The sequence below is a fragment of the Paenibacillus sp. tmac-D7 genome, from assembly GCF_006519665.1.
GTDB lineage: Bacteria > Bacillota > Bacilli > Paenibacillales > NBRC-103111 > Paenibacillus_G > Paenibacillus_G validus.
In genome coordinates, this window is record NZ_VIDW01000054.1 from 16397 (window position 1) to 27541 (window position 11145).

General features: G+C 56.2%; 12 protein-coding genes and 1 tRNA gene. 2 read left to right on the forward strand and 11 right to left on the reverse strand.

Going from position 1 to position 11145, the window contains the following annotated elements; translation table 11 throughout:
- Nucleotides 1-24 precede the first annotated feature (24 nt).
- The 6 genes from fabD to FKP33_RS23600 all read right to left on the reverse strand — a co-directional run bounded on the left by fabD (nucleotide 25) and on the right by FKP33_RS23600 (nucleotide 4499).
- Nucleotides 25-963, reverse strand: coding sequence for an ACP S-malonyltransferase (gene fabD / locus FKP33_RS23575; RefSeq protein WP_141336514.1), 939 nt, complete (start codon nucleotides 961-963; stop codon nucleotides 25-27).
- Nucleotides 964-1005: 42 nt separating this feature from the next.
- Nucleotides 1006-1992, reverse strand: a complete 987-nt coding sequence (locus FKP33_RS23580; RefSeq protein ID WP_127604598.1) for a beta-ketoacyl-ACP synthase III — start codon at nucleotides 1990-1992, stop codon at nucleotides 1006-1008.
- A 6-nt stretch (nucleotides 1993-1998) separates the two neighbouring features.
- Nucleotides 1999-2994 carry a phosphate acyltransferase PlsX gene (gene plsX / locus FKP33_RS23585; RefSeq protein WP_127604600.1) on the reverse strand — a complete coding sequence of 332 codons (996 nt, stop codon included), beginning with the start codon at nucleotides 2992-2994 and terminating at the stop codon, nucleotides 1999-2001.
- Nucleotides 2978-3586, reverse strand: coding sequence for a transcription factor FapR (gene fapR / locus FKP33_RS23590; RefSeq protein WP_054798551.1), 609 nt, complete (start codon nucleotides 3584-3586; stop codon nucleotides 2978-2980). Before fapR ends, plsX begins: the two co-directional genes overlap by 17 nt.
- A 163-nt stretch (nucleotides 3587-3749) precedes the next feature.
- Nucleotides 3750-3923, reverse strand: coding sequence for a 50S ribosomal protein L32 (rpmF, locus tag FKP33_RS23595; protein ID WP_127604602.1), 174 nt, complete (start codon nucleotides 3921-3923; stop codon nucleotides 3750-3752).
- Between the two features lie 45 nt (nucleotides 3924-3968).
- The gene (locus FKP33_RS23600) at nucleotides 3969-4499 is read right to left on the reverse strand and encodes a YceD family protein (protein WP_141336515.1); all 531 of its coding nucleotides are present in this window, start codon (nucleotides 4497-4499) and stop codon (nucleotides 3969-3971) included.
- Between the two features lie 134 nt (nucleotides 4500-4633).
- Here FKP33_RS23600 and FKP33_RS23605 point away from each other — a divergent pair, with 134 nt between their 5' ends.
- The gene (locus FKP33_RS23605) at nucleotides 4634-5896 is read left to right on the forward strand and encodes a nucleotidyltransferase (RefSeq protein WP_141336516.1); all 1263 of its coding nucleotides are present in this window, start codon (nucleotides 4634-4636) and stop codon (nucleotides 5894-5896) included.
- Here the strand turns inward: FKP33_RS23605 and FKP33_RS23610 are convergent.
- Nucleotides 5893-6978 carry a SepM family pheromone-processing serine protease gene (locus tag FKP33_RS23610; RefSeq protein WP_141336517.1) on the reverse strand — a complete coding sequence of 362 codons (1086 nt, stop codon included), beginning with the start codon at nucleotides 6976-6978 and terminating at the stop codon, nucleotides 5893-5895. The two genes, FKP33_RS23605 and FKP33_RS23610, sit on opposite strands and share 4 nt — an antisense overlap.
- A 147-nt stretch (nucleotides 6979-7125) precedes the next feature.
- Between FKP33_RS23610 and FKP33_RS23615 the strand changes: the two genes are divergently transcribed.
- A complete protein-coding gene (locus tag FKP33_RS23615) occupies nucleotides 7126-8412 on the forward strand; it encodes a nucleoside recognition domain-containing protein (RefSeq protein WP_141336518.1) in 1287 nt (428 codons plus the stop codon).
- Nucleotides 8413-8429: 17 nt separating this feature from the next.
- Here FKP33_RS23615 and coaD read toward each other — a convergent pair whose 3' ends face one another.
- The 4 genes from coaD to FKP33_RS23640 all read right to left on the reverse strand — a co-directional run.
- Nucleotides 8430-8945, reverse strand: a complete 516-nt coding sequence (gene coaD / locus FKP33_RS23620; protein ID WP_054798240.1) for a pantetheine-phosphate adenylyltransferase — start codon at nucleotides 8943-8945, stop codon at nucleotides 8430-8432.
- Between the two features lie 66 nt (nucleotides 8946-9011).
- The gene (gene rsmD, locus FKP33_RS23625) at nucleotides 9012-9563 is read right to left on the reverse strand and encodes a 16S rRNA (guanine(966)-N(2))-methyltransferase RsmD (RefSeq protein WP_141336519.1); all 552 of its coding nucleotides are present in this window, start codon (nucleotides 9561-9563) and stop codon (nucleotides 9012-9014) included.
- A gap of 807 nt (nucleotides 9564-10370) precedes the next feature.
- Nucleotides 10371-10442: transfer RNA gene (locus FKP33_RS23635), tRNA-Lys, on the reverse strand.
- 125 nt (nucleotides 10443-10567) lie between these two features.
- A partial coding sequence (locus FKP33_RS23640) for an HD domain-containing protein (protein ID WP_219996685.1) occupies nucleotides 10568-11145 on the reverse strand: 578 nt, incomplete at its 5' end.

Below are 11145 nucleotides of genomic sequence, written 5' to 3' on the forward strand. Positions count from 1 at the left end.
CCTAAGCACCCCCAACCCCTGGGGTCACACGGATTCGATTTGAAATTTCTCGAGCGCTTCCAAGCTGTTAATCGAATGCACCGTAACGCTGCGGTCGATTTTTTTGATCAGACCCGCCAGCACGCTGCCGCTGCCGAATTCGACGAACGTATCCACGCCTTCGGCGATCAACCAGACTACGCTGTCTTCCCACAGGACGGAGTTGTATACTTGCTCCACGAGCAGGCTGCGGATTTCCGCCGGATCCTGTACCGGCCGGGCGTTGACGTTAGCGACAACGGGAATTGCAGCGCGCGCCATCTCGATGCCGGACAACACCCCGGCCAGCTTCGCCGAAGCCGGACGCATCATGGAAGAGTGGAACGGACCGCTTACTTCAAGCGGAATAACCCGTTTGGCGCCCGCCTCTTTGCCCCGCTCGCCGACGGCCTGAACGCCCGCCACACTGCCGGATACGACAATTTGGCCGGGGCAGTTCAAGTTCGCCAGTTCAACGATGCCAGCTTCGCCGCTGATTGACGCGCACAGCGACTTCAGCGCTTCGCGGTCCGCGCCGAGAACGGCCGCCATGGCCCCTTGTCCGCTCGGCACGGCGGCTTCCATGAACTCCCCGCGCGCCCGCACGGTGCGCACCGCATCGGCGAAGCTCATAACGCCCGCCGCCACCAGCGCCGAGTATTCGCCCAGACTGTGGCCGGCGACATAATCCGGCTTCAAGCCGTAGCGCGCCTGGAAGCGTTCCAGGTAAGCGATACTCGTCGTCAAGAGCGCCGGCTGCGTGTTGTACGTCGCCTTCAGCTCGGCCTCCGGTCCTTCCAGGATAATGCGGCTTAACGCCATACCAAGCGCTTCATCCGCAGCCTCATATACGCGTTTCGCCTCCGGGTCGGCTTCGACGATGTCTTTGCCCATGCCGACCGCCTGCGCCCCTTGTCCCGGAAACACAAATGCCAATTTCCCCATCAGAAAGCCTCCTTCAACGATTGACCCCTTACGATCGCGTTGTTACCAAATCAGCACGGATGCGCCCCAAGTCAAACCGCCGCCGAACCCGACAAGCACGACGCAGTCGCCTTCCCGGACCCGTCCCGCTTCCACGGCTTCCGCCAAAGCCACCGGGATCGAGGCTGCTGACATGTTGCCGTATTTATCCAAGTTGATCATGCACTTGTCTTCGCTGAGCTCCAGACGCTGCAGCGACGATTGAATAATCCGGATGTTCGCTTGATGCGGAACGAGCAGATCGATGTCGCTCTTCTCCAGACCCGCTTTGCGAAGCGCTTCTTCCGCCGCACCACCCATAATGCGAACGGCGAATTTGAACACTTCCGCTCCGGCCATATAGATGAAATGATCTTTGCCTTGAAGCGTCTCCGGCGTTGCCGGACAGCGTGAGCCCCCGGCGGCTACCCTCAGCAGCGGACCGCCGGTGCCGTCGGCGCCCAGCTCGAACGATTTGAAACCGCGTCCTTCCGGCACTTGGCCGAGCACGACCGCGCCTGCCCCGTCCCCGAACAAAATGCAGGTGTTGCGGTCCGTGTAATCCGTAATCCTGGACAAGCATTCCGCTCCCACGACAAGCACATTCTTGTACACGCCGGTCGCTATAAAGTTCGAGCCGGTCGCGAGACCGTATATAAAACCGGAGCAGGCCGCGGACAGGTCGAACGCAGCCGCCTTCTTGGCGCCCAGCTTCTCCTGCAAAATGCAGGAGGTGGACGGAAAAGACATGTCCGGCGTCACCGTCGCCACGATAATCAAGTCGAGATTCTCGGCGCTCACGCCCGCATTGCGCAGGGCGATGAGCGCCGCCTCGTACGCCAAATCCGACGTTGCTTGCTCACTCGACGCGAGCCGGCGTTCGCGGATGCCCGTCCGGGAGACGATCCATTCATCGTTCGTTTCCACCATTTGTTCCAGCTCCTGATTGGTTAACACCCGTTCAGGCACATATTTACCCGTACCGATGATGCCGACAGGCAATAAACTCATCTTAGGTCACTCGCTTCCGTTACTGATTTCCACCCGTATACTGCTGACCAGTTCGTTCGAAACCGCAATGCGCGCTTGGCGCACGGCATTCTTGATGGCGAGCGCGTTGGAAGAGCCGTGGCTTTTCAGCACGAGCCCGTCCACGCCGAGCAGAGGCGCCGCCCCGTGCTCGTTGTAGTCCATCTTTTTCCGGAACTGCCCGATTCCCTTCTTCACGACAGCTGCGGCCAATTTCGTATACCACGTGCGCGTGAATTCCGTTTTGAGCACGGAAAAAATGACCGAAGCCGCTCCTTCCAGCGATTTCAGCATAATGTTGCCGGCGAAGCCGTCGCAGACGATCACGTCGCATGGCTTCTTCAAGATGTCGCGCGACTCGATGTTGCCGACGAATCGAACCGGCGCCTGTTCCAGCAGCGGGTACGCCGCTTTCGTAAGTTCATTGCCTTTCATCGCTTCGGTACCGACGTTAAGCAAGCCTACACGCGGCTCCTTCAGGCCATGTACCTTGCTGCGATAGATGCTGCCCATAATCGCATATTGCACAAGCTGTTCGGGCGTCGCGTCCATATTCGCGCCCAAGTCCAGCGCAAGCACCCCTTCGCCGTCCAGCGACGGCAGCATCGGAGCGAGCGCCGGACGCTCAATCCCTTTAATCCGGCCGACCACGAGCAGCCCCGTCGTCATCAGCGCGCCGGTATTGCCGGCCGAGATCATCGCGTCGACCTCGCGGTCTTTTACCATACGCCCGGCGATTACCATCGAAGCGTCCTTCTTGCGCCGGACGGCTTTCACCGGTTCGTCTTCGGCTTCGATGATTTCCGAGGCATGACGGACCTCCACATTCGCCGGCTTCCTGCCTTGAAGCAGCGGTTCGATTCGGGCGCTGTCTCCCACGAGCACGACGGTCGTATCGGACCATTCCGCAGCCGCCAGCAGCGCGCCTTCCACTTGCGCCGCAGGGGCGTGGTCCCCGCCCATCGCGTCAATCGCTATCCGCATGCAGTTCTCCTCCTTCGGAGCGGTCTTTGCTCGCGTGATAAATAATAAAATTGCCTTGGAACACCACTTCGTCGCCAACGTAAGTAAACACTTCCACCTTAGCTTTGCCTTTGGAGATGGAACGTACATATGCTTTGGCAATACATTTTTCGGAAAGGCGAACCGGACGGACGAACCTGATGTCCGCGGCCGCCGTCAATGCGACCTGATCGTTAATGAGCGCCACGGCAAGCGAATTGGCTTGCGAGAAGATGTGGTGGCCCCGCGCGATTTTCGTTCGCGAGAACACATGCTCCTCTTTAATTTCAAACATCGATATCCCGCTCTTGTCGAGCTGCAAGTCGATGACGTCCCCGATCACCTCGTGAAGCGGCAGCGAACGCACTTGGTCGTAAGACTGCTCGGCCATCAGCTTCATCCGCTCGCGCAGCTCCGGAATCCCGAGCTCGAGCCGATCCAGACGAATCGTCTGAATGCTGACCTGAAACAGCCGAGTCAACTCCTCGTCGGTGATGAAAGGATTTTGTTCAATAGCTTTCGCCAGTTGCTGCTGGCGTTGTCTTTTGGGAAGGCGTTCGATCGCGAGCACCACCTTATGATCCAATCTACGTATATCCTATGATTTACACTATATCTTATGACCAAGTCATAAAGAAAAGTATACTGGATTCGGCAAGAAAAGGGAAGCGAGGACAGGCAAAAAAAATAGCACCCAACCTTGGCGGCGGATACTATCTCTTTGTGTGTGTATGAAATTACTGGTTGATGATCTCTCTGTTCTTATACGTGCCGCAAGATTTGCAAACGCGGTGAGCCAACTTCAATTCGCCGCAATTGTCACATTTCACCATACCCGGTACTTCCAATTTAAAGTGAGTCCGACGCTTGTCACGGCGTGTTTTGGACGTTCTCCTTTGAGGTACTGCCATATTTCCCACCTCCTTCAACGAATTCACGCGTTCGGCGCCCCGGAGCTACTCGTTCTTGAAAAAGTCCGCCAGCCCGGCCAATCGCGGATCAACCTTCTCCTGCTTGCAGCCGCATTCGCGTTCGTTGCGATCCGTACCGCAAACGGGACACAAGCCCTTGCAATCTTCTTTACATAACGGAATGAACGGAAGCGACAGCATGACTGCTTCCGCCAAATAAGGCTTCAGTTCAATGCGATCTCCGGTTACGTAGAGAACGTCGTCGTCGTCGTCTTCCTCGTCCTCGTCGCTCTCTTCATCGATCGCCTTCTCTTCACCCTTCACGAACGTTTCATGAAAAGGGACCGTCACATGCTGCGCCACCGGAGCCAAGCATCTCGAGCACGATTGCTCGACGTCGATCTCGAGTTCTCCGTCAACTTCAGCCGCGCCTTCGACATCACGCGCTTCGAGCCGAACCTGAAGCGGTCCGTATCCGAGCAAGCTTCCCGTCTTGGGCAGGTTGTCGGTGAGATCCTCTTGACCTTCCAGCCGGATCGAGCCTTTGGTCGCCAATTCCTTCAGTTGTATAAACATGGGCATCACTCCAAACAAACAAAGATTATTATATCGACTCGCTTCACCTTTTGTCAACATTTTCAGTTCATGCTATCATGTAAAATCATAGAACGATAGACAGCAGGAGTCAAATATCCGGGGGAATCGCCGCCATGCGTACAGTAGGTCTTATCGTCGAATATAATCCGCTGCATAATGGTCACTACTATCATTACCAACAATCGAAAAAGGAAACGGGCGCAGACGCCGCCGTCTGCGTCATGAGCGGCCACTTCCTGCAGCGCGGGGAGCCCGCGATTGTCCACAAGTGGGCTCGCGCGGAGATGGCGCTCGCCATGGGCGCCGATCTGGTGCTCGAGCTGCCCGTCGCTTATGCCGCGCAGCCCGCGGAATGGTTCGCGTACGGTGCGGTGTCCGTGCTTGAGGCGACGGGCGTCGTCGACAGCCTCTGCTTCGGCAGCGAGAGCGGCGACCTGTCCGTGCTGAGCGCCGCAGCCGAGCTGCTGCACCGCGAGCCGCCGGCGTTCGCGGCCCTGCTGCGGGAAGAGCTTGCCGGCGGCCTGCCTTACCCGGCCGCTTACAGCCGGACCGTCGCCCGCTTCGTGCCCGGCGCAGACGTTGACGAATTGGCAAAGCCGAACAATACGCTTGGCCTGCATTACTTGATTGCCCTGCGTCGGCTGGGCAGCTCCATGACGCCCAGGACGATCCGCCGCACGAAGGCGGATTACAACCAAGCGGACGTGACCGACGGCTGCATTGCCAGCGCTACCGCCCTGCGCAAGCTGCTGCTCGGCGGCGGCTCGCTGGATGCCATTCGCCCTTACGTGCCGCCAGCCACGGCAGACATCCTGGAGCGCGAATGGCGGGCCGGCCGCGCGCCGGTGCATTGGGAACTGTTCGCGCAGCCGCTGCTGCACAAGCTGCTCTCCCAGCCGCCGGAGCGGCTTGCCGACTGCTGCGAGGTCAACGAAGGACTTGAGCACCGCATCGCCGCGGCACTTCGCGAGATGGACCCTGAGGAGGCCCGCAGCGGACGGACGGTGGAGGCGCTGCTGGAACGGCTCAAGACACGGCGGTATACCCGCACGAAGCTGCAGCGGACGCTGCTGCGCATCCTGCTCGAGCACCGCAAGGCGGACCTTGCGCCGGAGCTTCTGCGGCAAGGGGCGCCGTACATTCGCGTGCTGGGCTTCAGCCCGCGCGGACGCGAGCTGCTGCGGGCGATGAAAACGAAAGCGAAGGTCCCCGTCATCACGAAAGTGACCCGGGAATCTTCGCCTCTCTTAGCGATGGATGTGCGTGCGACTTCCGTGCACGCGCTGGCTTACCGCGATTCCGGTCCGCGGGACTGGCTGCGCGATTATTACGAGCCGCCGGTGCGGTTAGCCTCTACCGGCAATCCGGACGATTAAGGCTTCGGCGTCAACGCAGCCAAATACTTCAAAGCGTCGTCCAGCGTCGCGACCGGCACGATTTTCATCGATGTAGCCATCTCCTCCGCCCTCGCCTTGGCATCCGAGTAATTGGGAATTGTCCCGCCGGTCGGCGACTTGTAGTCCTCGGGCGCGAAGAAAATTTCCGCCCCGGCCCGGTCGGCGGCCACGACTTTATGTTTGATGCCGCCGATGACGCCGACCTTGCCGTCGGGATCAATTTCGCCGGTACCGGCGATTTTATACCCCTTCGTAATATCTTCCGCGCTTAACCGGTTATAAATTTCAAGCGCAAACATAAGTCCGGCGGACGGACCGCCGATTTCTCCGGCTTTGATCTCAATTTGATGATCGGGCGATTCCGCTTTCACGCTGTGTACTTCAGCCGGCACAATGCCCAGTCCCACGCGCTTGGCGTTCTCCGCCATGTCTTCCTGTTCCGGAAGCACGGCCAGCGCAATGTCTTTCGTTCGGGTGACGCCGCCTCGCTTGTAAACGATCTTGACCGTGTCTCCCGCTTGTTTATTTCCCACCGCAGCCCGCAACTCTTCATACGTTTGGATGGCCTGCCCGTCAATCTCCAGAATGTAGTCTCCCGCATGCAGCGTTTCGCTCGCCGGAAATTCGGGGTACACCTGCTGGACCACGACGCCGTCCTTCTGAATATGATACGGCACCCCTAGCTTGTTGTAGGCCGCCTGAATCGCGTCCGCCTGCGAGGTCAGCATCACAATTTCTTGCCGCTGCGAGTACTCCTCGCGGGTTTCGTTGTTTTGCAGCAGCTCCTTCTTGAGCCGAAGCTCCTGATAAGGTCTCACGAACGACAGCACATAGCTGACGAGATTGACGTCGCTAAGCTCCACCGTCGTCAGCATAAACTCGCCGCGATCCGCACCGGCCGCCTGTTTGACTTGCACCATCGGCGCGAGCACCTCCGCCGTACCCGGTTTAAACACATACAGCGGCAGCGGAATAAAATAAACGATAAACAGCAGCCCGATCGCGATAAAGACGCTAAATACGATGCGGGACGCCTGCTTCACATGTCTTCTGTCCTCCATACGGCTCTCCTCTCTCCCGTATCGGATCTTCTACCCGAATCTGCCTCTTCCGGTTCTCCCGGTTCTTGTCTATCGTACGCCCGTCAGGTCTAATCCATGCGGGCCAAGCGTAAACATGTACCATTCTGACAAGCCGGAGGGGTTCGTATGCCGCGGTTATCCAGCTTATTCTCCCCCAAATTCACGACGCTCCTGTTAGGCGCCTCGGCGCTTGCTTTAGTCATCAGCATCATCTTATTCCCCGACCTGGCATTTCAATCGTCTTTACAAGGCTTGCAGCTCTGGTGGAAGCTTGTCTTCCCCGCCCTGCTGCCCTTCCTGATCCTCACCGAGATGCTGCGCGGTCTCGGCGCTCTGCACGCGTTAGGCGTGCTGCTCGAACCGCTGTTCCGCATCCTGTTCCGCGTGCCTGGCATCGGCGGCTTCGTGATGGCGATCGCATTCACGGCGGGGATGCCGGCGGGTGCCGCCGCCATCGGCGGCATGCGCAAGGACGGGCAGCTGACGCGCGACGAAGGCGAACGGCTGCTCGCCGTATCCCATCTGCTGAGCCCTGTCATCTTGATCAGCGTCGTGGGCGTCGGCTTCCTGCACAGCGCGGCCGCCGGCCTTGCCCTCGCCGTCATTCATTACGGCTCGGCGCTGCTGATGGCCTTGGCGCACCGCCTTCGCGCAGAGCGGGCGAACGAATCGCGGAGCGTTTACGACACGCAGCCGGGCGAACGCGGCTTCCTTAGCCGCTTCTGGCATACGCTGGAAGATGCCCGCAGCCGCGACGGCCGTACGTTCGGCAAGCTGCTTGGCGACGCGGTATCTTCCGGCGTCCAGCAATTGTTCGTCATCGGTGGTTATATGATGATGTTCTCCGTCCTGCTTCAGGCGATCCCGTTGACGGGTATGATCGACGGGCTGACCTCCATCGTCGTCGCTGTTGTCAGCGATATCGGACAAGGCGAAGCTGCGTCGCTGTTGACCGCCTTGATGACCGGGATCATCGAACCGCATTTGGGCGCCTATGCGATGACGCAGCAGGTCGGCCCTCCCGGGAGCGCGTCCTCGCTCGGGTATGCCGCACTCAGCGCGCTGCTCGCTTGGGGCGGGCTATCCACGCACGCCCAGGTGCGCAGCTTCACCGCCGCAACCGACCTGCGGTTTGTCCGCTTCTTGTCGGCAAGGCTGCAGCACGGCGGCATCGCCTTTGTCCTGACCTTGCTGGCCTGGCGCCCGCTCCTGCAGTATTTCCAGGAAGGCGCCGCTGTGTCTACCTGGGCGCCGATTGCCGCCTGGAACGGCGGTTGGTCGCTTGAGCAGAACCAGGGGTGGCCGTTCATCAGCCCGATGATGCTGCAGTTCGGCAGCGTGCTGCTCGTCATGCTTGTCCTGTCCGTATTCGCCGCCTTCTTGTTCCGACGTGGGCGGGGACGAAAGGCGTAACCGGCCTCTAACGCCGGTTACGCCTTTGGCCTGCTCCCGTATTTCCCGCGCAGCGCCCGCTCCACTTCCGGCGGCACCAAGTCGACCACCGGTCCGTGGAAGCGGGCGACTTCCTTAACAATGCTCGAGCTTAAATAGGAATATTTCGGCGTGGACGTCATAAAGAACGTCTCGATGTCCTCGCATAACTTGCGATTCGTAGACGCGAGCTGAAGCTCGTATTCAAAATCGGAAACGGCCCGCAGCCCCCGGACGATCAATTGCGCATCCTTTTGCTTCATATAATTAATCAGCAAATCGCGGAAGCTGTCGATCTCCACATTCGGCAAGTCGGCAGTCACCTTGCGCAGCAGCTCGGTACGTTCCTCCACCGTGAACAGCGGATTTTTGCTCGTATTGTTCAGCACCGCGACGACCAGCTTGTCAAATACCTTCGCCGCCCTGCGGATAATGTCCAAATGCCCGTTCGTCACCGGATCGAAACTGCCCGGGTATACCGCCACTCTATCACTTCGTTGCACACTTGCATCCATTCGTACGGTCAGCTCCCTCTGTATACATCCCTCTATTATGTCGGTTCACGCAGGTTCCGCCCTTCGTCAGCCCTTACGGAAAATGGTGATCGCCGTATCCCCATACTCCGCTCGTCGCAACGGGGCGAGTTCCCCTACCGGATCCTCATAACGATCCTCCGCATCATGCTCGACAACGACCGTGGCGCCTTCCGCCAAAAGCTCGTCCTGCATAAGCTGCTCGAGCAAGCCGCCGATCACCTTCAATTTATAAGGCGGATCGAGAAACACGAGATCAAACTTGACCTCCCGCTTCGCAAGCGCCTTCAATGCCCGGCTTGCATCATTGCGATACACCTCGGCACGGTCCGCGAAACCGGTTACCTGCAAATTTTGCCGAATCGTATCGATCGCTTTCTTGTCGGTATCCGTCAAAACCGCGCGTTCCATCCCGCGGCTGAGCGCCTCAATCGCGAGTCCGCCCGTACCCCCGAACAGGTCAAGCACCTGTCCGCCGTCGAAATACGGACCAATCATACTGAATACCGCTTCTTTCACTTTATCCGTCGTAGGCCTGGTCCCCGTGCCCGGCACCGCTTTCAGCGCTCGTCCCCGGGCATCCCCCGAAATCACTCTCATGTCGAAAAGCCTTCCTTCTGCTTGCATGGATTGTCATCGCTATCGTACCATAAACGACAAACATTGCACAAAGGACTTTGAAAAAAATTTGTCACCCGATGTATAACTTACCGTTATTGCGGTCATCCTTATATCATCGACATCCGAAAATGTCGTAGACAACCGCGGAGAAGACTTACGTTCCCCATAAGCTCTTCGTCCGGTTTCTCCTCTCCCATGAAAGGGCCTCGTCGCGAGACGGGGCCCGAATTTTGTTATAACCCTCAATAAACCCTTGATAGATAAGAATTTTCTTGTATTCCTGATATTTCATCACGGTTGATTTTTTAATTTTTGTCCACCAAATCTCTCTGTAATCGTCTCCGAAGGACAATTCCATTTGGATATGGAATTTCAACCACTATACTTTCAACATACCTTTCCAACAAAAAACAACCAACACCCTAAAACGAATATCTTATTAATTCATAAATCGATCAGGATTAAATATTGGGGGATTCCAAGTTACAAAGGATTCGCAGTACTTTTCGCTCTATATCGGGTAGAGAGGGCCGGGTCGACTCCGACCCTCTCCGAGGAACCTTTTAGCGGTTGCCCCGGCGGCTGCGTTCCAGGATGAAACCGGATATCGAGTGGATGTTTTATAGATCCACCTGATGAGTCCGCAGCAGTAGCGGACGAAACAATCCCCACTTATGGGGACGGTCGCGGGATCCCGCCACGAGCTGGCCTGCACGGCACATAAATTTGTTCTTTGAAAAATAAAAAACTGACCTAATTAAAGGTCAGTAGGGAGACATTTATATATAGGCCCGGTGGGGGTCGAACCCACAACCTACCGGTTAAGAGCCGGTTGCTCTGCCATTGAGCTACGGACCTGAATTGGGTATATTATATCACTTTACGATAAAAAATCAAGTCCCCCACCAGCTTGAAATGTGACCCGTAAGATGGACACTTTGAAAAAAATGACCCTCTTGCGGGTCATTTGTGTTTTAATCGAATCATAGAGATGCGAGCGAGGGTTGGATCATGGGAAAAACCAGAGGAGTTTCAAAAACAAAATTCAAATCGAGTTTTAAATTTGGAATCGTGTAACCCATTGGGGTAATATTATTTTCTACTTGTGGCTTAATATTTAATTTATAACGGTTATTCATAGTTGAAGTAATTAAATTTGCGTTATATATTTCGTTATTGACCCAATCGAAATAACCTAAAACATTTCTATGAATTTTCGGATCAGAACAACGTCCATAAAATGCTATATAGCTTTGTGAATTGGCATCATCCTTTTTGATTATTTCGCTATTCTCGATAATGAAATGACTTTTCCATTCTTCATCACTTTTATTTTCAGGATTAATTAGTTCATAAAGCTTTCGTGGAGTTCTGTTACTATTAAAATCACTAATATCACCTAATCGTAATAAAATACCGCAAAAATAAGGGTTAATCTTATATTTCCCTTTTTCATCGTATGACTTTAAATTTTGTTTTAAGAAACCAATATCTTCTGTATGAGCCACGCAAATTAATGCAACCTCTTCCATAATATTACTACTTGGATATGAAGGAATAG